The 23033-nt window shown below is 60.1% G+C and carries 19 protein-coding genes; 5 read left to right on the top strand and 14 right to left on the bottom strand.

Annotated elements, in window-relative coordinates:
- Positions 1–27: 27 nt before the first annotated feature.
- From BN1121_RS12820 to pilM, 8 genes are all read right to left on the bottom strand, one after another.
- Positions 28–1518, bottom strand: a complete 1491-nt coding sequence (locus BN1121_RS12820; RefSeq protein WP_005348540.1) for an SPOR domain-containing protein — start codon at positions 1516–1518, stop codon at positions 28–30.
- Entirely contained in the window at positions 1511–2590 is a 1080-nt protein-coding gene (aroB, locus tag BN1121_RS12815; protein ID WP_005348542.1) for a 3-dehydroquinate synthase, read from the bottom strand. Before aroB ends, BN1121_RS12820 begins: the two co-directional genes overlap by 8 nt.
- A 14-nt stretch (positions 2591–2604) precedes the next feature.
- A complete protein-coding gene (gene aroK, locus BN1121_RS12810; protein WP_005348544.1) occupies positions 2605–3123 on the bottom strand; it encodes a shikimate kinase AroK in 519 nt (172 codons plus the stop codon).
- 193 nt (positions 3124–3316) lie between these two features.
- Positions 3317–5428 (bottom strand): type IV pilus secretin PilQ, encoded by a 2112-nt coding sequence (locus tag BN1121_RS12805; protein WP_043157188.1) that lies wholly within the window; start codon positions 5426–5428, stop codon positions 3317–3319.
- A gap of 20 nt (positions 5429–5448) precedes the next feature.
- On the bottom strand, positions 5449–5973 hold the full coding sequence (locus BN1121_RS12800) for a pilus assembly protein PilP (protein WP_005348550.1): 525 nt from the start codon (positions 5971–5973) through the stop codon (positions 5449–5451).
- Complete coding sequence (gene tapO, locus BN1121_RS12795; RefSeq protein WP_005348552.1) at positions 5970–6566, bottom strand: PilO family type IV pilus biogenesis protein TapO; 597 nt, start codon at positions 6564–6566, stop codon at positions 5970–5972. The genes BN1121_RS12800 and tapO overlap by 4 nt, the downstream gene beginning before the upstream one ends.
- Positions 6563–7129: a PilN domain-containing protein gene (locus BN1121_RS12790; RefSeq protein WP_005348553.1), complete on the bottom strand. Its 567-nt coding sequence runs from the start codon at positions 7127–7129 to the stop codon at positions 6563–6565. The genes tapO and BN1121_RS12790 overlap by 4 nt, the downstream gene beginning before the upstream one ends.
- Positions 7117–8178 (bottom strand): type IV pilus assembly protein PilM, encoded by a 1062-nt coding sequence (pilM, locus tag BN1121_RS12785; protein WP_043157189.1) that lies wholly within the window; start codon positions 8176–8178, stop codon positions 7117–7119. Before pilM ends, BN1121_RS12790 begins: the two co-directional genes overlap by 13 nt.
- Before the next feature lie 226 nt (positions 8179–8404).
- Here pilM and BN1121_RS12780 point away from each other — a divergent pair, with 226 nt between their 5' ends.
- Positions 8405–10867, top strand: a complete 2463-nt coding sequence (locus BN1121_RS12780) for a penicillin-binding protein 1A (protein WP_043157199.1) — start codon at positions 8405–8407, stop codon at positions 10865–10867.
- A 24-nt stretch (positions 10868–10891) separates the two neighbouring features.
- Here the strand turns inward: BN1121_RS12780 and oxyR are convergent, their stop codons facing one another.
- The 3 genes from oxyR to prfB form a co-directional block, all read right to left on the bottom strand.
- Positions 10892–11788: a DNA-binding transcriptional regulator OxyR gene (gene oxyR, locus BN1121_RS12775; protein WP_005348559.1), complete on the bottom strand. Its 897-nt coding sequence runs from the start codon at positions 11786–11788 to the stop codon at positions 10892–10894.
- A 127-nt stretch (positions 11789–11915) separates the two neighbouring features.
- Positions 11916–13451 carry a lysine--tRNA ligase gene (gene lysS / locus BN1121_RS12770; protein WP_005348562.1) on the bottom strand — a complete coding sequence of 512 codons (1536 nt, stop codon included), beginning with the start codon at positions 13449–13451 and terminating at the stop codon, positions 11916–11918.
- Positions 13452–13472: 21 nt separating this feature from the next.
- Positions 13473–14571, bottom strand: a protein-coding gene (prfB, locus tag BN1121_RS12765; protein WP_152424615.1) for a peptide chain release factor 2 whose coding sequence is annotated in 2 segments (ribosomal slippage) — positions 13473–14495 and positions 14497–14571 — 1098 coding nt in all. Because the reading frame shifts where the segments join, the coding sequence is not laid out codon by codon here.
- A 260-nt stretch (positions 14572–14831) separates the two neighbouring features.
- Between prfB and BN1121_RS12760 the strand changes: the two genes are divergently transcribed.
- Positions 14832–16703, top strand: coding sequence for a methyl-accepting chemotaxis protein (locus BN1121_RS12760; protein ID WP_005348577.1), 1872 nt, complete (start codon positions 14832–14834; stop codon positions 16701–16703).
- Between the two features lie 57 nt (positions 16704–16760).
- Here the strand turns inward: BN1121_RS12760 and recJ are convergent, their stop codons facing one another.
- Both recJ and BN1121_RS12750 read right to left on the bottom strand, forming a co-directional pair.
- On the bottom strand, positions 16761–18485 hold the full coding sequence (recJ, locus tag BN1121_RS12755; protein WP_005348584.1) for a single-stranded-DNA-specific exonuclease RecJ: 1725 nt from the start codon (positions 18483–18485) through the stop codon (positions 16761–16763).
- 7 nt (positions 18486–18492) lie between these two features.
- Positions 18493–19122, bottom strand: a complete 630-nt coding sequence (locus tag BN1121_RS12750) for a disulfide isomerase DsbC N-terminal domain-containing protein (RefSeq protein ID WP_407921520.1) — start codon at positions 19120–19122, stop codon at positions 18493–18495.
- Positions 19123–19348: 226 nt separating this feature from the next.
- On the opposite strand from BN1121_RS12750, the gene mscL reads away from it, so the two are divergent.
- Together mscL and BN1121_RS12740 are read left to right on the top strand one after the other, a co-directional pair.
- On the top strand, positions 19349–19759 hold the full coding sequence (gene mscL / locus BN1121_RS12745) for a large-conductance mechanosensitive channel protein MscL (protein WP_005348587.1): 411 nt from the start codon (positions 19349–19351) through the stop codon (positions 19757–19759).
- A gap of 144 nt (positions 19760–19903) precedes the next feature.
- Positions 19904–21436 (top strand): sensor domain-containing diguanylate cyclase, encoded by a 1533-nt coding sequence (locus BN1121_RS12740; protein ID WP_005348588.1) that lies wholly within the window; start codon positions 19904–19906, stop codon positions 21434–21436.
- A 4-nt stretch (positions 21437–21440) separates the two neighbouring features.
- On the opposite strand, the gene xerD is transcribed toward BN1121_RS12740, so the two are convergent.
- On the bottom strand, positions 21441–22328 hold the full coding sequence (gene xerD / locus BN1121_RS12735; protein WP_005348589.1) for a site-specific tyrosine recombinase XerD: 888 nt from the start codon (positions 22326–22328) through the stop codon (positions 21441–21443).
- 97 nt (positions 22329–22425) lie between these two features.
- Between xerD and fldB the strand changes: the two genes are divergently transcribed.
- Positions 22426–22944 (top strand): flavodoxin FldB, encoded by a 519-nt coding sequence (gene fldB / locus BN1121_RS12730; protein ID WP_005348591.1) that lies wholly within the window; start codon positions 22426–22428, stop codon positions 22942–22944.
- The last annotated feature ends 89 nt before the right edge of the window (positions 22945–23033 follow it).

Genomic DNA, 23033 nt, shown 5'->3' with positions numbered 1-23033 from the left:
GGGGCGAAGTTTACCCCCTTTTCCGAGCTATTTCTTCAATTCTTTCTTCACTTGGGCAAATGACTTTGGCCAGGGCTGCTCCTTGAGCAGAGCAGGCGGTAGTTGCCGCACGGCGGCCCGTGCCAGCTCCAGAGTGGCGTAATCACCCTTGATGACGACGTACCAAGGGGTTCCCTTGAACTTGGTCTGATAGACCCAAACCTGACCTGCCAGCTGATGGGTAGCGACAAATTCCTCGACCGCCTTCATGTTGCTTGCCCCCATCAGCTGCACGCTGAAGTGGTTGCTACGCTTTTGATTGAGGGTGCTGGCCGGGGTCACACTCAGCGTCTGCCGGTCGGGCTTGGCGGCAGGGGCAGGAACAGGAACAGGAGTCTTAACCGAGGCGCTTGGCACCTCACTCACCGGTTTGCCGGGCACCACGGCCTGCTCCACCTCGGTGGGCAGAGCGCCGCTGACCGGCTTGTTCTTCATCAGTTGCTCCACCACTTCGTCGCCGATCACCACACGGCGTCCCTCGTAGTTGTGGGTCTCAGTGGTGAGGGTGGCACTCTTCACCTGCTCGGGCAGAGTTGGTTGCTCCGACTTCCACTCCTGAACGACCGCAGCCGGGTTACTCGGCGCCGTCGGCGTGGCAGGCTGACTCTGCTCAGTGGAAACCGGCTCAGTCGGCACTGGGGCAGGCAAGGTGCCGGAGATGTTCTCAACCTTGGGTGTGTCAGCCTTGCCCCCCATAATCGCGGGCACCAGATAGGTCAATCCCAGCAATATCACGGCGGTCGCCGCCAACCCGATGGCCGCCTTGCGAACAGGAAAGGGTTCCGGACGTTTACGCGGTCGACGATCGCTCATCAGCTCCTCCAGAGACATCATGATGGTGGCCGGGTGCCCCTTGGCCGAAGCCAGGATCTCGGCCACCTTTTCTTTGGTCAGCAACAGAGAGGGCACCTTGAGTTGATTGCCCTTCTCATAGAGAAAAATCTTCTGCTCGGGAGCGGTCAGCGGTGCCATCTCCACCTCCAGAGCGGGCAATGCCCTCCCCTTGAGCTGAGGACGGTGCTGCCGAACCCATTGCTCATCGGCGGTGAGCAGGATGGCAAGACGATGGGGCTGTGGCAAGGTGTCATTGGCCAGCATCAATGCCCACAACTCGGACAGCAGCTCTCGAGGCAGCCTGTCTACACCGTCAATCAGGATCACCAGCTGCTGCCTTAGTCCCTGCGCCATGCGCAAGAAACTGTCGGCCAAGGCATCGGCAGGATTGAAGAGGGGTGAGGGCACCATCTGACGCAACAGGTACTCACGTACCGTTTCCATCTTCATGGCCGAGTTCGGGATCAGTGTCACCGGGCGCAGCGTGTCCGGCAGTTGTCCGAGGATCTGCTCGCACAGGGTGGAGCGGCCAGAGCCTGGCCGACCGCTAACCAGTACGAAAGGGGAATCAAACTCGACCAGATGCAGCACCCGATCGACCAACTGACGCTGACTCGGCAGTTGCAGTTGTTTTATATCAGCCACGCGCTTGCTCGATGACTTGGGCCAGTTGCGCCTCGGTCACGTGAGAGACCACTTCAGCCTGCCCTATGCCACGAGGTAATACCAGACGCAGAGTACCATTAAGCACCTTCTTGTCCCGTCGCATATGGGCGATGAAGGCAGCCGCGTCCATCTCCTCGGGGGCATGCACCGGCAGACGTGCAGCCAGGAGTAAGTGACGAATGCGCTCACGCTCGCCCTCACTCATCATGCCGCACAGCACAGCCGTATCGGCAGCCAGCATGGTGCCTGCTGCGACCGCTTCGCCGTGCAACCAGTTACCGTAGCCCATCTCCGCCTCGATGGCGTGACCAAAGGTATGGCCCAGATTGAGCAGAGCCCGCACTCCGGATTCGGTCTCGTCCTCGGCCACCACCTCGGCCTTGATGGCACAGCAGCGCAGAATCGCCTGCGTCAGCGCCTCGCTGTCGAGTCGCTGCAGACGAGTCATGTTCTGCTCGAGCCAGACAAAGAACGCGTTGTCCCAGATGATGCCGTACTTGATCACCTCAGCCATGCCGGCGGCAAACTCGCGCTCGGGCAGGGTGGCGAGGCAGTCGATATCGATGATGACCGACTTGGGCTGGTAGAAGGCCCCGATCATGTTCTTACCGAGCGGATGATTGACGGCCGTTTTGCCACCCACAGAGGAGTCAACCTGAGAGAGCAGGGTGGTCGGCACCTGAATGAAGGGCACGCCGCGCTGATAGCAGGCGGCGGCGAATCCGACCAGATCGCCGATGACGCCGCCACCGAGAGCGATAAGAGTCGTGTCGCGGCCGTGATTGCCCTCGAGCAGCGCGCTCATCACCCGCTCGAAGGTGGCGAGGCTCTTGTAGGCTTCACCATCGGGCAATAGCAGCGTGTCGACCCGATAATCGACAAGCTGGGCCTGGAGGGTCTCAAGATAGAGAGGGGCCACGGTCTCATTGGTGACAACCATGACGCGTCGCCCCTTGATGACCTGACGATACAGGTCCGGAGACTGCAACAGACCCGCACCGATCTCGATAGGATAGGAACGCTCACCCAACTCTACGACCAACCTTTCCATGGCCCTCTCCGTGTTTACATACCAATCAGTTTGACGATCTGGTTTGCGACTATCTTGGCGCTCTGCTCGTCGGTGTGCACGACGAAGTCGGCAACCTCCTCATAGAGAGGGTTGCGCTCCCCGGCCAGACGCTCGAGCACCTCGCGTGGCGGCTCCTCGGTCTGAAGCAAGGGGCGACGCTTGTCACGCTGAGTGCGCGCAAGCTGCTTCTCGATAGTCGTCTCGAGATAGACGACGATACCACGGGCGGAGAGGCGATTACGGGTCTCGCGGCTCTTGATGGCACCACCGCCGGTAGCCAGCACAATCCCCTGCATCTCGGAGAGATCGCCAATCACGCGTTCTTCACGAACACGAAAGCCCTCTTCTCCTTCGACATCAAATACCCAGCTGATGTCGGCACCGCTGCGGCGTTCGATTTCCTGATCGGAGTCGTAGAACTCCATATGCAGCTGTTCAGCCAAATGTCTGCCGATGGTGCTCTTGCCCGCACCCATGGGCCCTACCAGGAAAATATTGCGTTTCTCAGCCATGTTTTTTCGTTTGTTCTTTCACAGTGTTAGATCCCGGATAACAAAGACCCCGGGATGCCGGTGAACCTCATCTTTCGATGGATCAGACGGGGAATTATCTCAATAGAAAGGGGGGCTGGCAACCAGCCAACCCAACGCCCCGACCGCTTTGGGGCGTTAGGTTATATGTGTTTTGCCAGTCGCTGTAAAGCGCTTAGAGGTCGTCGGTCACGATTCTCGGGGTCACAAAGATAAGCAACTCCCGCTTCTTATTTTCGCTAGTCGTCTTCTTGAACAGTATCCCCAGGCCGGGAATATCACCCAGCAAGGGCACCTTACTAACGTCATTTAGTATGGTCTGCTGATAGATACCCCCCAGCACCAGAGTCTCGCCATTATCCACCAGCACTTGTGTGGTAATGGACTGGGCATTGATGGACACGGCATCCCCCGTACCGGTCGGCACCGTCTCCCCCTTGGTGTCCTGAGTCACGGTCAGATCCAGTATCACCCTGTTATCCGGCGTTATCTGGGGTGTGACTTTGAGGCTCAACACTGCCTTCTTGAAGGTCACCGATGTCGCGCCGCTAGAGGCAGACTCAACATAGGGTATTTCGGTCCCCTGCTCGATCAACGCGGGTTTCTGATTGGCCGTTGTGACCCGTGGACTGGCGATGATCTCGGCCTTGCTCTCTTTCTCGAGTGCAGAGAGTTCCAAATCGAGCAGAGTGCCATCGGCCAGACGCGCCACCTGGAAGGCGATGGTTCCCGCCGCATTGGCCACCGGCAGATTGACATTGAGCCTGTCTTCGATACCCGGACGAGTTATCAGGCTGGTGCCTTTGTCGTTTCCGGAACCATCATTGCCTTCAATCGAGCCCGATGTACTGTTGCCGTGCCCATCGTTCTTGGTCACGCCCCAACGCACCCCAAGCGCCTCGTCGAGGCCATCGTCGATCGTCACCATGCGCGCTTCGATCACGACTTGACGCACCGGAATATCGAGCATCTCGAGCATCCGCTTCACACTGTCGATCACCTCGGCGGTGTCCTTAATGACGAGCAGGTTGGTCCGTTCATCGACGCTCACAGCCCCCCGATTGGAGAGCAGCTTGGTGCTCTCGGACGAGAGCAAAGCAGCGACTTCCGCAGCCTTGGCGTAGTTAACTTGAAGGAGCTCGGTCTGAAGCGGTGCCAATTCAGCCGCTTGGTTACGGCTTTCCATCTGCTGTTTCTCACGGGCCGCGATCTCGTCGGCGGGAGCCACAAGAAGGATGTTGTTGTCGAGCCGCTTGTCGAGCCCCTTGACCTTGAGGATGACATCCAACGCCTGCTCCCAGGGGACCCCGTCCAGACGCAGCGTGATATTGCCGCTGACCGAATCTGTGGTCACCAGGTTGAAGTGGTTGAAGTCAGCGATGATCTGCAGCACAGTCCTGACGGGAATATTCTGGAAATTCAAAGAAATAGGTTTGCCTGCATACTTCTTGGCTTCCCCTGCGACCTTCTTGTCGACCTGAATGATGAACAGATTCTCGGCTTGATCGTAGCGATAGTCATAACTGCCGTTGACCGTTAACTCAAACAGCGTGTCCCGACCCTGACGAAACGCCTCGACCTGGGTCACAGGAGTGGAAAAGTCTCGCACGTTCATCACATTGAGCCACTCGTCAGGCAACCGAGTGCCGAAAAACTTGGCCTTTACCTTCTGCCCCTGAGCACTGATGTCGATAGCTGCCGAGCTGTTATCCAGGCGCACCAGAAATTCTCCCCGCCCATCCTTACCACGGCGAAAATCGAGGTTACGAACCGAATTGAAATAATCCCCGGTCGTCTGCCCTGCACTCTTGCTCATGATCGGACGGGGCGCAGCCGTCGTGAGGCCGGTTGCTGAGGCTGACGCAGTAACATAAGGAGTGGCGGCACGCAGAGGAGCATTGGCCTCATTTCCCAGCGCAATCAACAGAGAGCTTCCCTGCTGGTTGATCTGATATGGCATCAGCTCATCGAGACCAACTCGGACATCGAGGCCCGAGCCCTTCGATTCGACCTTGACCTCTCCGACACCCTGTTGACGGATCGGCAAGGGATTCGTCTGCAAGGCACCGACGGCACCAGGAATATGCATCCAGAGCTGATCGGGCTGATAGGCCAAGCGGTCGGTGAAGCCGGAGACTGGCTCACTAAACTTGAGCTCGAGCACCAGACGTCCTGACATCAGGGGATTAACCCTCACCTCCTGCAGGGTAGCCACCGCCCATGCTCCTTGGCATACCAGAGCCAACAGTGCCACACCTGTCCTGATAAACCTCACTGTCCCTTTCATAACTGTCCCTGCTTATGGTTCTAGTTGGTGCCTGCCATTGCCAACCGGGTATCCCTCGTCACCCAGCATCCCTTGCCATCCGGAACTGTCTCAATCAGATCCAATCCATTCCTGCTAATCCGGATAACGCGCCCATTATTAAGGCCCATGTGCTGATCCAACCCCACCTTGACCACCTGACCATCCGGTGTAGTGACCAAGGCCCACAACTGCCCCTTGAGCCCCATGGTGCCGGTCATGGCCAGGTTTTCCAGACCATACTGTTCCAGCATCTCCTTGGCACGATCCTGCTCCTCGCGACGACACTCAGGCTTCACCTCCGCGAGGGCACTCCCCTGCTCAGGCTGAGGCTGAATAAATGGACTACGCTCTTCGCCGGCTTTATAGGTCATAGGCACAAATGGCTTAACTTCAGGAAGCGGCTCGATCGGTGCCGGCGGTCGGGCTCGCACCTCGGCGATATAGCTATCGACATCGCTCACCCCATCACAGCCCATCAGGAGTGAGGCAAGAAGAAGTAAACTGACCTTATGGCCACTGTTCATGGTTTCTTCTCCTCGGTCTTACCGTTATAACGGTAAGTCTTGGCCAGCATACTCATGGCAATACCAGTGCCCTTTTCACTACCGGTAAGGGTGAAGGTATCGAGGATGACGATGCGGGGTAGCGCCGCCAACCCGGCAGTAAAACGCCCCAGTTGATGGTAATCCCCCTCCACTTCAATTCGCATTGGCAGCTCGGTGGAAAACTCCCGCGCCACTTCGGGTTCCCAATTGATACGGTTGAGTTTCAACCCGTTATCGGTCGCAATAAAGCTGATGTCATCGAGCAGGCCCGCCACCTCGTTGGTATTGGGCAACTGCTTGAGCTGGATATCGATCATTTTTACCAGTTCGGTCATCTGCTGCTTGTAAGCCGGCAGGCTGGCCGCCAGCCGAGCCTTGGCTTCAAACTGACTCTTGAGATCAACCTCCTGCGCCTGAACCTGTTTAAGCGAATCGACCGATACCGAGATGACATAGTAGTAAAGCGCCCCCGCCAGCAGACCACAGAAGAAGAGAATAAAGATCCCTTTGGCAAGGCGTGGCCAGTTACCTATGTCGTTGAAGTCGAGTTCATTAAGCTGTTGCAGATTCATTGTGGCGCCCCCGTCGTCGCCTGCCCGCCCTGAACCATAAACAGCAGGGAAAACTGGCTTAAGGCCACCGGCCCTTTATCGGTGGCAAAAATGGAATTCATCTGAGATTGCCCCAACCATCCAGAGCCATCGATGCGCCGCATCATGTTGGCGACGCGCCCATAGGCTTCTGTCTTGCCGGTGACATCGACCTTGGCTCCCTGCAGTTGCAGAGTATCAAGATAGACGCCATTTGGAACCATTTCGGGTAGTTGATCAAATACCTTCACCGGCAGGTTACGTCGCTCCTGCAATCCCTCAATCAGCTTCATACGAGCAATCAAGGCCTGACGCTCCTCTTTGAGCTTGGCGATCTCGGCCAGCTGGATATCGAGCAACCCTATCTCGCTCTGGATCCGTTGGTTACGAGCCTGCTGAACCTCAACTTGCTTCATCACCAGCCAGTTCGCCAGCAGCGCCAGAGACGCCGTCACGACCAGGCAGCCCACAAGCAGAATGCCAAACTGCTTCTTCTGCCGCTGGCTAAGCGCTTCTCGCCAGGGCAACAGGTTTATATTTGACATGGCGTAAAACTCCGTAGGGCGAGCCCAAAAGCCGTCATGTACCGAGCCCCGTGGCCAAGCGCCTTGACGTCATCGTGGCCAAACTCGCTAAAAGGGTCGGGGTGACGCACCTCAATCTCCAGCTCCCTGGCAAGATAGGCCGGTAAACCGGGTACGAGACTGGCCCCGCCGGTGAGGACCAGCTCAGAGATCTCACGAAATCCGGATGAACTGCAAAAGAGCTGCGTATTGCGCTTAATGTGCTGCAAAAGCGTCGCCATATGAGGTTCAGTGACATCCATTTCATGGCCTGCTGGAAGTTGACGGGTCTGCTTCGCATGCTCGGCTTCGTCGAGCGTCATCCCGTAAAAGGAAGAGAGCGCCTGGGTATATTGATCACCGCCGAAATTTTGCAGGCGCGAGTAGATGACTTCACCTCTCACCATGGTCGCAAAGGTGAGGGCACTGGCACCGATATCGACAATGGCTGTCGCCTTGCTGCTCTCAAGCAACTGGGGATAGCAGGTGACGACGGCACGCCCCAGGGCATGGGCACCGACGTCCACCACACGGGTGATAAATCCGGCTTCAGCAAGGGCGCTGACTCGGCCACTGATGCTCTCGGTACGGGCGGCACTCAGCAACACCTCATTGCGCTCCGGGTCGTTGCTGCTGGGCCCGAGGACCTCGTAATCGAGACTGATCTCGTCGAGGGGAAAGGGGATGAGCTGCTCTGCCTCCTGCATGACCTGACCGTTAAGCTCGCTATCGCTCAGACCTGCATCCAGCAGCAGTACCTTGCTGATGACATTGGAGCCAGTGACCGCCGTCGCGGCAAATTGGCCGGCACCGGGGAGGCTTCTCTTCAGCCCCTTGAGTACATGGCCAACCTTCTCGATATCCTGCAATTGATAGTCGACCAACACACCTTTTGGCATAGGCCCGTCGGCCGCGCCCTCGATGGCAAACTTGCCGGCACGTCCCGCCAATATGACCCCTTTGACGGAGTGTGTTCCAAAATCGACCCCCAGCATGGGCACCAAGGATCCTTCCCTGAAGAGTGCAATCATAAGGCTGCCACATCCATGTCTATTGATTTTTCAGTCTATTCCATGATTCCCCGATTGGACAGGTCGAGCAATATTAAGTCTCTAGAACCTCGACAAGGTCTCACATGAAGTCTTTTCTGGGGAAAACGCCTCCCCATTGGGGAGGGGAAAAACGTCGATTTTGCCCCCCCAAAACGGCTATACTCTGCGCCCGTTGGCCAAATTTAAGACGATCGGTAGTTACTTCATGTTGAAATGGCTTGTGCGCCTGCTCTTTGCCGGAATGTTATGTGCTGTACTCGGTGCAGCCTCTTTACTCGGCATCTACTTCTACATCAAACCCCAGCTGCCCGATGTCAGCTCTCTTAAGGATGTCCAGCTGGCCACCCCGATGCGGGTCTATAGCCGTGATGGGGAACTCATCTCCCAGTATGGCGAAGTGCGCCGCATCCCGCTCAAGCTCAACGAGATTCCACAGCAGATGATCGATGCGGTGCTGGCCACCGAGGACGCCCGTTTCTACGAGCATCCGGGCATAGACCCCATCGGTATATTGCGAGCCGCCCTCGCCGTCGCCGCCTCTGGCCATGCCAGCCAGGGCGCGAGCACCATCACCCAGCAGGTGGCGCGTAACTTCTTCCTCTCCAATGAGAAAACCATCATTCGTAAGGTCAAGGAGATCTTCCTGGCCTGGCGTATCGAGCAGAGCCTCAGCAAAGATGAGATCCTCGAGCTCTACCTCAACAAGATCCCCCTCGGCTATCGCGCCTTCGGGGTCGGGGCTGCCGCCCAAGTCTACTTCGGCAAGTCGGTCTCCGAGCTGAGCCTGGATCAGATCGCCATCATTGCAGGCCTGCCCAAGGCCCCTTCCCTGCTCAACCCGATCCGCTCGCCCCAGCGCGCCTTCGATCGCCGCAACGTCGTGCTCGGTCGCATGCTCGACACCGGCAAGATCACCCAGGCCCAGTATGACGAGTACTCGCAAAAGCCGGTGGTGGCCCGCTATCACGGCGCCGAGCTGACCCTCTATGCTCCCTACCTCGGTGAGATGGTACGCCAGAAGATGGTGGAGCAGTTTGGCGAAGATGCCTACACCATGGGCCTGCACGTTTACACCACTGTCGATTCCAAACGCCAGCAGGCGGCTCGCGACGCCCTGCTCACCGGACTGTTTGACTACGACATGCGCCATGGTTACCGGGGCCCCGAAAAGCAGCTTTGGCAGCATGGGGAAACGGCCTGGGAATACCAGCAGATCACCGACTATCTGTCGAAGCAGCCCAGCTACAGCCCACTCATTCCGGCCGTCGTGACCGAACTGGGTGATCGCACCGCCCAGGTGATCCTCAAGTTTGGCAAGCAGGGTGAACTGGACTGGAACGCCATCAAGTGGGCCCGCCCCTTCATCAACGACTCACGCATGGGGCAGGCACCGCGCAGCGCTCGCGATGTACTTAAGGTCGGCGCCCAGATCTGGGTCAGAGAACAGGGTGAGCGCCTCATCCTGGGGCAAGTACCGGATGCCAACGCCGCCTTGGTGGCGCTTAATCCCCACGACGGCGCGGTAGAAGGGCTGGTCGGCGGCTTTAGTTTCGAACTCTCCAAGTTCAACCGGGTCGAACAGGCGCGTCGCCAAATTGGCTCCAATATCAAGCCCTTCCTCTACGCCACGGCGCTTGAGCAGGGTTATACCCTGGCCTCGCTCATCAACGACGCCCCCATTAACCAGTGGGACCCCTCTTCAGGCAAGGCGTGGCAGCCCAAGAACTCTCCCCCCGTCTATGAGGGACCGCTACCGCTGCGAATGGGCCTGGCCAAATCGAAGAACGTCATGTCGGTACGCCTGCTGCGCGCCATTGGCATCAATACTTTTGTCGATGGTCTCTCCCGCTTCGGTTTTCCTCGCGATCAGCTGGCCCCCTATGAGCCGCTCGCATTGGGCGCCGCCGAGTTCACCCCGTTGGAAGTAGTACGCGGCTACGCCGCCTTCGCCAACGGCGGGCATTTGGTGACTCCCTACTTCATCCAGAAGGTCGAGGATAACAGTGGCAACCTCCTCTTCGAGAACAAGACCGCGATTGCCTGTGTCGATTGCGCCGTCTCCGACAGCGTGAGCGCCCCCATAGAGGGTGATCAGGCTCCGCAAGCCGTTGGCCTGCCGGCCCAATGTGCGCCTGTTGCCGACCAGGCCTGTGCGCCGCGAGCCATCAGCCCGCAGAGCGCCTTCCTCATCGCCGATACCCTCAAGACCGCTATCTGGGGCGGCGACGGCTGGCGTGGCACCGGCTGGCGCGCGGCTGTCGAGCTCAAGCGACGCGACATCGCCGGCAAGACAGGGACCACCAACGAGGCCCGCGATCTCTGGTTCTCCGGCTTTACCCCCGGCATGGTGGCCACCGCCTGGATCGGTTTCGACAACCACCAGCGCTCCCTCGGTGCCGGTGCCTTCGGCGGCAACACGGCGCAGCCCATCTGGATCGATTTCATGAAGGTCGCGCTGAAGGGAATGCCGGAGCAGGAATACATCAAACCGGCCGATATCGTCTCTCTGGCGGTAGACAACGAGAGCGGTCTGCTCAGCCATGGTGGGCCCGGCAGCCATAGCGAGTACTTCAAGCAAGGCACAGAGCCGACCCGCTACGCCGAACCCGTTGGAAGTGGGGATCCCCTGGAAGGCGGAGAGAGTATCTCCACCGATGACATCTTCTGACAGAGCAGAAAACCAAATGGCGGGTCACCCCGCCATTTTTTTTCCCATCAATTGGGCAATGCGAGCAGCCAGCTCGTTGAAACAAGGCCGTCGCACCGAGTAGTGCCGGTAGAGGAGCGATATGGTCCTCCCCGGAACCGGATCCACCACGGGGCGATAGCTGACCCCTCCCCCATCCCTTCCCGGCACCGCCAGTGCCGGCACCAGCGTCATGCCGCTGCCCGCCGCCACCATGTTGCGCAGGGTCTCGAGGCTGGTCCCCTGGAAGCGTTGGTCCTCACCCACTCCGGCGGCGAAACAGAAGCCGAGCGCCTGTTCACGCAGGCAGTGGCCATCGGCCAGCATCAGCAGTTTTCTGCCCTTAAGGGCCTGAAACGGGATCTCAGCCTGTTCGGCCTGTGGGTGACCATAGGGCAGTGCCAACCACATGGACTCCTGATAGAGCGGGATTGAACCAAACCCCTCCATACCATCGAGCTGAGCCAGGATCAGACAGTCCAGTTCACCGGCTTCCAGCCGTTTAAGCAGCACCTGGGTCTGCTCTTCGTAGAGGAAGAACTCCAGCTTGGGAAATTGCTCGCGCAGATCCTGGATCACGTGGGGGAGCAGATAGGGCCCCACCGTAGGAATCAGGCCGATGTGGATCTCGCCGGACATGGGCTCGGCAAAACGCTGTGCCAGCGCCTTCAGCTCATCCACCTCGCCAAGCACCTGACGGGCCTGACGGGCAACCGCCTCCCCGGCCGGAGTGAAGAGCACCTTGCGCGAGGTGCGCTCGATGAGGATCACCCCGAGCTCGTTCTCCAGCTTCTGGACCTGGCCGCTCAGAGTCGGCTGGCTGACGAAGCAGCGCTCGGCCGCCTTGCGAAAGTGCCTCTCTTCTTCCAAGGCCACCAGGTATTCGAGATCGCGCAGGTTCATGAATGACGGCTCCTTCAGTCAGGGGAGTGAGACAGCATGCCCCAAGCAAGGCAGGTGCTCAAGCCGGGAGAGGGAAACAAAAAAGCCCCGGAAAACCGGGGCTTGGGATGCATAATGACCTGCTCGCTTACTTCTGCGGACGCAAGGCCGGGAACAGGATCACGTCACGGATGGTGTGGCTGTTGGTGAACAGCATGACCAGACGGTCGATACCGATACCCTGACCGGCGGTCGGCGGCAGGCCGTGTTCCAGCGCGGTGACGAAGTCGGCGTCGTAGAACATGGCTTCGTCGTCGCCGGCAGCCTTCTGGTCAACCTGAGCCTGGAAGCGCTCGGCCTGATCTTCGGCATCGTTCAGCTCGGAGAAGCCGTTGGCCAGCTCGCGGCCACCGATGAAGAACTCGAAGCGGTCGGTCACGTCCGGGTTCTGGTCGTTACGGCGAGCCAGCGGGGAGACGGCGGCCGGGTACTCGGTGATGAAGGTCGGTTGCAGCAGCATGTGTTCCACGGTCTCTTCGAAGATCGCGGTGATCACGTGGCCCAGCTCCCAGCTCTTCATCAGCTCGATCTTCAGGCGCTTGGCGACGGCGGTGGCCTTCTCCAGGGTCGCCAGATCGTCACGGGTCACATCCGGGTTGTACTTCAGGATGGAATCAACCATGGAGAGACGCTGGAACGGCTGGCCGAAGTCGATGGTCAGGCCCTCTTCGCCCTCTTTGGCGTAGCGGATCTTGGTGTCGCCCAGGATGTCCTGCGCCAGGGTACGCAGCATCTCTTCGGTGAGATCCATCAGGTCGATGTAGTCGGCGTAGGCCATGTAGAACTCGAGCATGGTGAACTCGGGGTTGTGACGCACCGAGATGCCTTCGTTACGGAAGTTACGGTTGATCTCGTACACCCGCTCGAAGCCACCCACGACCAGACGCTTCAGATAGAGTTCCGGAGCGATACGCAGGTACATGTCGATGTCCAGCGCATTGTGGTGGGTGATGAAGGGACGCGCGGAGGCGCCGCCCGGAATCACCTGCATCATGGGGGTTTCCACTTCCATGAAGCGCTTGTCGTTCAGGAACTTGCGAATACCGGCCACCACCTTGGTGCGGGTCACGAAGGTCTTGCGGGACTCTTCGTTGGCGATCAGATCCAGGTAACGCTGGCGGCAGCGAGCTTCCTGGTCGGTCAGGCCCTTATGCTTCTCGGGCAGCGGGCGCAGCGCCTTGGTCAGCAGGCGGACAGTGGAGACGTGCACGGAGAGCTCACCGGTCTTGGTCTTGAACACAGTCCCTTCGACACCGACGATGTCACCCAGATCCCACTTCTTGAACTGCTCGTTGTAGAAGCCTTCCGGCAGATCGTCACGGGTCACGTAGATCTGGATCTTGCCAGCCATGTCCTGCAGGGTGGCAAACGCCGCCTTGCCCATGATGCGGCGGGTCATGATACGACCGGCGATGCTCACCCGTTTACCCAGGGCCGCCAGCTCTTCTTCCGATTTATCGCCGAACTCGGCGTGCAGGTCGCCAGAGAGGCTGTCACGACGGAAGTCGTTGGGGAAGGGATTGCCCTGGGCGCGCAGGGCGGCCAGCTTGGAGCGACGCTCTGCCATCTCATTGTTGAGTTCCTGGCCGAGTTCTACTTCCGGAGTCATGGTTTGTTCAGACATGGTGATTCCTGCTACTTCGTTTTACAGGCCTGATTTCAGGCTGGCTTCGATAAACTTGTCCAGATCCCCGTCGAGCACCGATTGAGTGTTACGGGTTTCAACGCCGGTGCGCAGATCCTTGATACGGGCATCATCGAGCACGTAAGAGCGGATCTGGCTACCCCAGCCGATGTCGGACTTGGAGTCCTCCAGTGCTTGCTTCTCGGCATTTTGCTTCTGAAGTTCAAACTCATAGAGCTTGGCCTTCAGCTGCTTCATGCACTGATCCTTGTTCTTATGCTGGGAACGGTCGTTCTGGCACTGTACCACTATGTTGGTCGGGATGTGGGTGATCCGCACCGCGGATTCGGTCCGGTTAACGTGCTGACCACCGGCGCCGGAGGCGCGGTACACGTCGATACGCAGATCGGCCGGGTTGATCTCGATCTCGATGTCATCATCGATCTCGGGATAGACGAACACCGAGCAGAAGGAGGTATGGCGACGACCACCCGAGTCGAACGGCGACTTGCGTACCAGACGGTGCACGCCGGTCTCGGTGCGCAGCCAGCCATAACCGTACTCGCCGGTGAACTTGATGGTGGCGGACTTGATGCCGGCCACTTCCCCTTCGGAGCATTCGATGAGCTCGGGTTTGAAGCCGTGGGCCTCACCCCAGCGCAGGTACATGCGCAGCACCATGTTGGCCCAGTCTTGGGCCTCGGTACCACCGGAGCCGGACTGGATGTCCAGATAGCAATCGGCGGAATCGTGGGGACCGGAGAACATACGACGGAACTCCAGCTCGGCCAGCTTGCCTTCGAGCAGCTCGGCCTCGGCCACCGCCTCGTTGAAGGTATCCTCATCCTCGCCTTCGACGGCGAGTTCGACCAGCATGGCCACGTCATCGGCACCCTGGGTCAGGGCATCGATGGTGCTGACCACGGTTTCCAGGCTGACGCGCTCCTTGCCCAGCGCCTGTGCGCGCTCGGGCTCATTCCAGACGTCGGGCTGTTCCAGCTCGGCGTTAACCTCTTCTAGACGCTCTTTCTTGGCGTCATAGTCAAAGGTACCCCCTAAGGAGCTCTGTCCGCTCAGACAGCTCCTTAAGCTTGTTCAATACGGGATTGACTTCAAACATCGTAAAAACTCTCGAGATCGATGTGCATGTAAAGCGAAACATTCTAGCCAATCGCGGAAGGAATAAACAGGGCAAGCCCCCTATCAAGGGGATGCAAATTTACATTTTTCTGTGCTTGCTCCCGCAGGCGGCAGATAATTGAGCGCCATCGGCTACTGAGCATTCAGTTTTCCCGAAAATGGCCGCTACTAGTGTTGCGCTATCGCAAGAAAAGCGGAATTTCACACCCCCTCCCTGATGGAATATAAGAAGAACGCAAAATGAACAATCTATCACTCAAGCAGAAGATACTGTTGTCCGTGGTGCTGGCCCTGACGCTGGTCATCACCCTGCTCTCCTGGCGCAGCTATTCGGCGCAGCGAGAGATGCTGCTGCAAGATGGCCAGGAGCAGGCAAGCCGTCTCGGCACTCAACAGGCAGAACGCATAGCCGACTGGCTCTCGGCCCGTCAGGATGTGGTCAAGGCGCTGGCCGGCAAGGCGAGCAGCACTCCCCTCGACGCCCTGCAACAGGCCCAAATTTCCGGCCGCTTCCAGCTCACCTATTTCGGTGAAGCCAACGGCAAGATGCACGACTCAGATCCTTCCATCGATCGTTCGGGTTATGACCCACGCTCACGTGGCTGGTATCAAGAGGCGATGAGCAAGGGGGCCCTGGTGGTCACCCAGCCTTATCTGGATGTGGCCTACAACACCCTGGTCGTCACCCTGGCACAACCCGTGTCTGGCGGTGTGGTCGGGGGGGATCTCTCCATCGCAACCCTGGTCGAGGACGTCAACAAGATGACCCTGCCAGCCGACGGCTACGCCATCCTGATGCACAAGGACGGTACCGTCATCGCCTACAAGGATCCGGCCAAGGCAATGAAGCCGGCCACCGAGATCGACAACGACCTGAGCAACGCCATCATAGAGCAGAGTAAGCGTGGCCAAACCCTGACCCCTGTCTTCTTCGAAGGGGAAGGGCGCGACAAGCTGATGTGGGCCACCGACGTGCCGGGTACCGACTGGGAACTGGTGCTGGTGCTCGATAAAGAGACCCTGGAAGCGCCGCTCTCCTCCCTGCTGATGAGCCAGCTAGGTCTGGCTCTGGTGGTACTGATCGCCAGCATCGCCGCCATCTCTGGGCTCATCGGCCTGCTGCTCGGCCCGCTGGCCAAGGTCTCCCAAGCCCTGGCCCGCATCGCCGACGGCAACGGCGACCTGACCCAACGCATCAAGATCGATACCCGCGACGAGGTGGGCCAGCTGGCCGAAAGCTTCAACCGTTTCGTCGGTAGCCAGCACCAGCTGATCAGCCACATCCGTACCCTGGCCAAGGAGCTGGACGGGGATGCCGAGCGCAGCCTCATCACCAACCAGGAGGCAGTGGGCGAGCTGCAACGCCAGCAGCAGGAGGTGACCATGGTCGCTACCGCTGTGACCGAGATGGCCAGCGCCACCCAGGAGATCGCCAACAACGCCGAGAGCACCGCCGCCGCCGCCCAGCAGTCGGCCCAGAGCAGCGAACAGGGCAAGCAGCTGGTGAACAAGACTCGCGCCTCCATCAACAATCTGGCCAACGAAGTGGGTCAGGCGACCGAAGTGATCGGCGAGCTGAGCCGCCACGCCCAGGCCATCTCCGGGATCCTCTCCACCATCCAGGGGATCGCCGAGCAGACCAACCTGCTGGCGCTCAACGCCGCCATCGAGGCGGCTCGTGCCGGTGAGCAGGGCCGCGGCTTCGCCGTGGTGGCCGACGAGGTACGGGTGCTCTCCAAGCGCACTCAGGACTCGACCCAGGAGATCCACGCCACCATCGAGACGCTGCAGCAGACCACCAACCGGGCGGTCAGCCTGATGCAGACCAGCCAGGGGCTGGCCGACAACAGCGTCGAAGACGCCGATGCGGCAGCACGGGCGCTGGAGGAGATCACCCAGGCCATCGCCCTCATCTCCGACATGGCGGGCCAGATAGCGACCGCCGCCGAGGAGCAGACCCAGGTGACCGGCGAGATAACCCAGAACACCACCGCCATCAAGGATGTGACCGACGAGATCACCGCCGCCGCCATGCGCGACCTGGATCAGGCTCACGGCCTCAAGGGACGGGCCAACGATCTGAATCATCAGGTAGCCACCTTCATCCTCTAGGTTACCGAGAGAAAAACAAAAGCCCGGCATCATGCCGGGCTTTTTCGTCTCAGGGTTTCACTGGGCTTCCAGATGTTCCACCAGCAGCTGCAGGTTGCGGTTGCCGCGCCACTCGTTGATGTCGAGTCGATAGACCAGGCGCACTCGTTTGACCGAGGCGTCGGGCCAGCGTCGCACATCCACCCCGAAGGCGATGGCATCGATGGCGAGGCCGGCGTCTGTGGTCAACATCATCTTGAGGTGTTTCTCTCCCACCAGACGTTGCTGCACCAGCACGAACTCCCCGTCGAACAGGGGCTCGGGAAAGGCCTGGCCCCAGGGGCCGGCGGCGCGGATCAGCTCGGCCATCTCCAGGCTCAGCTCGTCATCCAGCAGGGCGCCGTCGGTGAGCAGCTCGCCGGTCAGGATCTCCGGGGTCACCAGCTCGGCGATGACGGCCTCGAAGGCGCTGCGAAACGCCTCGATGCGATCCTTGGGCAGCGACAAGCCGGCCGCCATGGCGTGGCCGCCAAACTTGCTGATGATGCCGGGGTGACGGGTATCGAGCAGCTCGAGGGCGTCGCGCAGGTGCACGCCGGGAATGGAGCGCCCCGAACCTTTGAGTTCGGTCTCGCTGCTCTCGGCGAAGGCGATAACCGGGCGGTAGTACTTCTCCTTGACCTTGGAGGCCACCAGCCCGACGACCCCCTGATGCCAGTCGTTACGGTGCAGCACTATGCCGGAGGGCACCTCACCGTCGCGAAAGCGGATCTGTTCCAGCGTCGCCAGGGCCTCTTGCTGCATCCCCTGCTCGATCTCCTTGCGCTCCTGGTTGAGCGAGTCCATCTCGGTCGCCAACTGGCGTGCCAGGTGGATGTCATCGCACAACAGACAAGCGACCCCGAGGGACATGTCATCGAGGCGACCGACCGCGTTGAGGCGCGGGCCGAGGGCGAAGCCGAGATCGGCTGCGGTGAGGCGGCGAGCCTCCCGGCGCGATACCTCGATCAAGGCCTGGATGCCGGGACGGCAGCGACCGGAACGAATGCGCTGCAGCCCCTGGTGCACCAGGATGCGGTTGTTACCATCGAGCGCCACCACGTCGGCGACCGTGCCGAGAGCCACCAGATCCAGGTAGTCGGCCACATTGGGTGCCGTGAGTCCCCGCGCCTCAAACCAGCCCGTCTGCTTGAGGCGAGTGTTGAGGGCTGCCATCAGGTAAAACGCAACCCCCACCCCGGCCAGCGACTTGGAGTCGAAATCACAGCCTCGCTGGTTCGGATTGACGATGGCATCGGCTTGGGGCAGCTCATGGCCCGGCAGGTGGTGATCGGTAACCAGCACCTGCATGCCGGCCGCCTTGGCCGCCGCCACCCCGGCGATGCTGGAGATGCCGTTATCGACCGTGATCAGCAGCTCGGCGCCGCGCGCCACCGCCAGCTCGACGATCTCGGGGGTGAGACCATAGCCATATTCGAAGCGGTTCGGCACCAAAAAGTCCACCTGCTGCGCCCCCATGGCACGCAGGGCCAGCACGCACAGTGCCGAACTGGTCGCCCCGTCGCAGTCGAAGTCACCGACGATGAGGATCCGTCGCTGAGCATGCAGCACAGAGACCAACAGATCGACGGCGGGCTCCATCCCCATCAGGCGGTGGGGGGGGAGCAGGGAAGCGGCGCTGCGTTCCAGCAGACGAGGATCATCGACTCCCCTGCTGGCAAGGATCTGGCGAAGCAAAGGATGCAGAGTGGCGGGCAGATGCGTGTCATCCACCCGAGGGCGACGGCGAATCAAGAGGGTCATGGATCGTTCAGCTGTTTTTCAAGAGTTGTAGCAGCTGGCTGGGGCTACGATATCCGCTCACCCTGTCACCGTTGGGGAGCACCCAGGTCGGTGAGCGGCGGATACCCAGCTGGCCGGCCAGGCTGGTTTGTCGCTCGAGGATCGCATCACAGCCCTCTTCTGGCAAATCGAAAGCGAGCAGCGTCGGTATCTTGCTGCACCACTGCTGCCGAAATTGGGGCCACGCCTGCCGTCGATCCACTATGGGTTGCAGGCTGACACTCACTCCGGCCTGTTGCAGCACAGCCAGCTCCTGTCCCATGGAGAGACACTCACCACAGTCGAGTGCGGTAAAGAGTTGCAGACGGTAACGCTCCGGGCTGGCCTGCAACTGGAGTAGAGGCTGCTGTTCCCGCTCAAGACGCTGCTTGCGCAGTCGCTGTTGATCCCGCAGCGTCATGTTGACGACACCGGAGCGGATATCAAGCAGCGCTCCCTGCAAGACGTAGTCACCGGCGCCATCGCTGTAGAGGATGCCATCCGGAGTCTCGAGCCGATAGAGACCCGAGATGGGCGTCTCGGAGACAGTGAGAATCCGGATCCCGAGCCGCTGATGAATGCGCTCACTCAATTGCTGTTCTGCCGCCCTGGCCGTCATGCTACCGCATAGCAACATCCCTATCAGAAAGAAGGTTTTTATCATTTTATTCTGATAATGAATGAGAATTCACCACAATCTACCCAATATCGCCGCTAGCAACAATGCAATACCATTAAAACTGTCAGTAATGACAGGTCATCCCCTGGCGGGCGGAAATCTGGGCATTTTGTCCCTTTCATGTGAGACTGGAGTGACCCCCCTCTCACAACGAAAGGATTCCAGTATGAGCCTGTTACAAGAGTTCAAGGCTTTCGCCGCCCGTGGCAACGTCATCGACATGGCCGTGGGCATCATCATAGGCGCCGCCTTTGGCAAGATCGTCTCCTCCTTCGTGGGTGACGTCATCATGCCGCCGATCGGCCTGATCCTGGGCGGGGTCGATTTCACCGATCTCGCCATCACCCTCAAGGCAGCCGAGGGGGATGCCCCTGCCGTGGTGATCGCCTACGGCAAATTCATCCAGACCATCATCGATTTCCTCATCATCGCCTTCGCCATCTTCATGGGGCTCAAGGCCATCAACACCCTCAAGCGTGCCGAGGAAGAGGCGCCCGCCACCCCGCCGGCCCCCACCCTGGACCAAGAGCTGCTCACCGAGATTCGTGACCTGCTCAAGAGAGAGCGCGGCCAGTGACCTGTGGCGGCAGGGAGCTCACCCTCCCTGCCGTGTGACGGCTCGTCAGAAAATACGAATCCTTGCCGATGCGGGTCGACAAACGGCTGGTGGGTGTTTAGCTTTGTCTTATATTTCAACAACGTTCCCCCCCGGAAAGCCTCAGTGACCAGCAGCCGACCCCGCACTCATGCCTTTATCGTCCGTTATCTGCTGCTGCTGGCAGCCCCCCTGCTGATCATCAGCTTCGGGCTCTTCTATCTCTTCGTCATCAATCAGCAACATGCCCAGCTGCGAATTCTCAGCCTGCTCAACAATACCCTGGTCCAACAGTGGGACGGGACGCTGCAACTCGCCCGCCAGGAGTTACAGCTGTTTGGTGATGAGGTACGCAGCAGCCGAGGTCAGTTCGACGCAGAGCAGCATGCCCACTACCTCAAACGCTGGCCACAGTTGGCCAAGATCGGGCCGGTACACTCGCTCTTTTTCGCCTCGGCAGACGGTCAATTCAGGGTCTATCCGCCCAACCCCATCGCGGCTCCCTTCGTGGCCAGCGATCGGCAATGGTACCGGGACGCCCTCGCCGTGCCGGGCAAACCGGTATGGGGGGAACCCTATGAAGATCTGGTCACCCACGACACCACGGTCACCCTCTCCCAGGCCGTACTCAATGACGACGGCACCCTGTTGGGGGTCATCGGTGTCGACCTAGACCTACCCAGCTGGTCCCAACGCATCGGCAAGGTGCTGGAGCATGCCAGCGGCGCCGTGCATCAGATCGTCGATCTACGCCATCAACAGACGGTGGCCAGCGCCAGAGAGGTGGAAAACGGCAAGCCTTTCACCCTCCCCTGGCTCACCCAGCTCAGCGACCGGCAGGAAGGTGATTTCATCGTCAAGGAGAGTGGCGATCTGGTGGCCTTCCATACCCTGAGCAACAACAGTAATTGGGCCGTGATCAGCTACTACCCCCTGCGCCAGAGCTATCTGTTTCAACAGTTGCTCCCCACGACCCTCATCTGGCTAGGCATGTCGCTCGCCATCTTCGCCCTGGTCGCTATCATCTTCCGTCAACGCCTGGAGCACACCATCACGGCGCTGGTCCAGGTGGTGCGGCTGCTGCGGGTCACCCCACCGGGCGAGCAGATCGCCATCCCCCATATCCCAGGGATCGAAGAACTGGAGGAGGAGATCACCATGATCTCGGGCCAGATGCAGGCCGAGACGGAGAAGGCGCAGCGTGATGGCCTCACCGGCCTCTACAACCGCCGTTACCTGGACGAGCTGATGATCCGCCTGCATCAGGACAATACCCCCTATGTGCTGGCTATCATCGATATCGATAATTTCAAGCAGATCAATGATACCCATGGCCACCCCGCGGGGGATGCCGTGCTCAGGCGCACCGCCACCTTAGGCGAGGAGCTGTTGGCGGGTATGGCCACCCTGTGCCGCTTCGGCGGCGAAGAGATGGTCGCCATCTTCGAGCAGGGCGAGTTTGCCGGGGCAGAGCAGGCGATGGAGCGCTGGCGTCTCGCCCTTTCGAGCCTGGAGTGGCGTGAACCCGGACTGAGAGTCACCTTCAGCGGCGGCATCGCCGAGGCACAGGGCGCCGCCCCGGCCCAGCTGTTAGAACGCGCCGACGAGGCTCTCTACCGGGCCAAGCAGGCGGGCAAGAACCGCATCCTGCGCGGTTGACCAATCAGGCCCTGGGATGGTGCTCCCCATGGAGCGCCTTGAGCCGCTCTCCCGCCACATGGGTGTAGATCTGGGTAGTGGATAGATCCGAGTGGCCGAGCAGCATCTGCACCACCCGCAAATCCGCCCCGTGGTTGAGCAGGTGGGTGGCGAACGCGTGGCGCAGGGTGTGGGGGGAGAGCTCCCCCGGGATGCCGGCCCGGATCGCGTACACCTTGATGCGATGCCAGAAGGTCTGGCGGGTCATCATGCGCCCGCGCTTGGAGGGGAACACCACGTCGCTGCTCCCCTCGGGAATGAGCAGCCCCCGCGCCTCCCGATAGTAGCGCTCGAGCCAGTGCATCGCCTCCTCCCCCATGGGCACCAGCCGCTCCTTGCTCCCCTTGCCCACCACCCGCACCAGCCCCTGGCGCAGGCTCAGGTGTTCGGCGCACAGTCCCACCAACTCAGAGACCCGCAGGCCGGTGGCGTAGAGCAGCTCCAGCATCGCCTTGTCGCGCAGCTCCACCGGGTCGTCGTGTAGCGGGGCGGCCAACAGGGCCTCCACCTCGGCTTCCGAGAGATCCCCCGGCAGGTGCTTGGGCAGCTTGGGTCCCTCCAGCAGCACGGTCGGATCATCGCTGCGCAGCTTCTCCCGGTTGAGGTACTGGTAGAAGCGGCGCAGGGCACTCAGGAAACGAGCGGTGGAGGTGGCGGCGAAGCCCTGATCGATGCGCCAGGCGAGATAGTGTTGCAGGGTGTCGAGATCGGCCAGCAGCACAGAACTGCCCTGACCGTCGAGCCAGTGGGCGAACTTCTCGAGATCGGTGCGGTACGAGACGATGGTGTTGTCAGAGAGACCGCGCTCCAGCCAGAGCGCGTCGAGAAATTGCTGGATCAGGGGCTGGCTCATGGACACTCCACGCTGTTTTGCGGCCATTGTAACCGAGCCTGCAGGGGGCGGCGCATTTTGTTAAGATAAGCCTCATGTCCACCAGCCTGACACCACGATGAAGATAGGTCTGTTTTACGGCTCCACCACCTGCTACACCGAGATGGTGGCCGAGAAGATCCGCGATCTGATCGGCCCCGATCTGGTCGATATCCACAACATCAAGGACGTGCCGCTCACCCGGATGCGCGACTACGAGGTGCTGATCCTCGGCATCTCCACCTGGGACTTCGGCGAGCTGCAAGAGGACTGGGAGTCCCACTGGGACGAGGTACACACCCTGCCCCTCGACGGCCAGATCATCGCCCTGTTTGGCCTCGGCGATCAGCTCGGTTACGGCGAGTGGTTTCAAGATGCCCTCGGCATGCTGCACGACGCCCTCATCGTCAAACCGGTCACCCTGGTCGGCTACTGGCCCAACCAAGGCTACGAATTTGACGCCTCCAAGGCCCTCATTGACGATGGCCGCCACTTCGTAGGCCTGGCCATCGACGAAGCCAACCAGTACGACCAGACCGACGCACGGATCGGTCAGTGGGTCGAGCAAATCCTCGGCGAGATCGAAAGCCTGCTCTGACCTTGGGCGCATATTCTGGCTCCATGAGACCCCATCAGCATCACCCGGTGATGCTCGTCCGTGACAGGTTGCCATAACTCTGTCACTCT

It is taken from the genome of Aeromonas diversa CDC 2478-85, assembly GCF_000819805.1.
GTDB lineage: Bacteria > Pseudomonadota > Gammaproteobacteria > Enterobacterales > Aeromonadaceae > Aeromonas > Aeromonas diversa.
This window is presented reverse-complemented; position numbering and strand designations above follow the sequence as displayed.

Bases quoted from the DNA above. Each gene is read 5' to 3' on its own strand.
- aroB (WP_005348542.1), bottom strand. From the start codon at position 2,590: ATGGAAAGGTTGGTCGTAGAGTTGGGTGAGCGTTCCTATCCTATCGAG.
- aroK (WP_005348544.1), bottom strand. From the start codon at position 3,123: ATGGCTGAGAAACGCAATATTTTCCTGGTAGGGCCCATGGGTGCGGGC.
- BN1121_RS12805 (WP_043157188.1), bottom strand. From the start codon at position 5,428: ATGAAAGGGACAGTGAGGTTTATCAGGACAGGTGTGGCACTGTTGGCT.
- BN1121_RS12800 (WP_005348550.1), bottom strand. From the start codon at position 5,973: ATGAACAGTGGCCATAAGGTCAGTTTACTTCTTCTTGCCTCACTCCTG.
- tapO (WP_005348552.1), bottom strand. From the start codon at position 6,566: ATGAATCTGCAACAGCTTAATGAACTCGACTTCAACGACATAGGTAAC.
- BN1121_RS12790 (WP_005348553.1), bottom strand. From the start codon at position 7,129: ATGTCAAATATAAACCTGTTGCCCTGGCGAGAAGCGCTTAGCCAGCGG.
- pilM (WP_043157189.1), bottom strand. From the start codon at position 8,178: ATGATTGCACTCTTCAGGGAAGGATCCTTGGTGCCCATGCTGGGGGTC.
- BN1121_RS12780 (WP_043157199.1), top strand. From the start codon at position 8,405: ATGTTGAAATGGCTTGTGCGCCTGCTCTTTGCCGGAATGTTATGTGCT.
- oxyR (WP_005348559.1), bottom strand. From the start codon at position 11,788: ATGAACCTGCGCGATCTCGAATACCTGGTGGCCTTGGAAGAAGAGAGG.
- lysS (WP_005348562.1), bottom strand. From the start codon at position 13,451: ATGTCTGAACAAACCATGACTCCGGAAGTAGAACTCGGCCAGGAACTC.
- BN1121_RS12760 (WP_005348577.1), top strand. From the start codon at position 14,832: ATGAACAATCTATCACTCAAGCAGAAGATACTGTTGTCCGTGGTGCTG.
- recJ (WP_005348584.1), bottom strand. From the start codon at position 18,485: ATGACCCTCTTGATTCGCCGTCGCCCTCGGGTGGATGACACGCATCTG.
- BN1121_RS12750 (WP_407921520.1), bottom strand. From the start codon at position 19,122: ATGACGGCCAGGGCGGCAGAACAGCAATTGAGTGAGCGCATTCATCAG.
- mscL (WP_005348587.1), top strand. From the start codon at position 19,349: ATGAGCCTGTTACAAGAGTTCAAGGCTTTCGCCGCCCGTGGCAACGTC.
- xerD (WP_005348589.1), bottom strand. From the start codon at position 22,328: ATGAGCCAGCCCCTGATCCAGCAATTTCTCGACGCGCTCTGGCTGGAG.
- fldB (WP_005348591.1), top strand. From the start codon at position 22,426: ATGAAGATAGGTCTGTTTTACGGCTCCACCACCTGCTACACCGAGATG.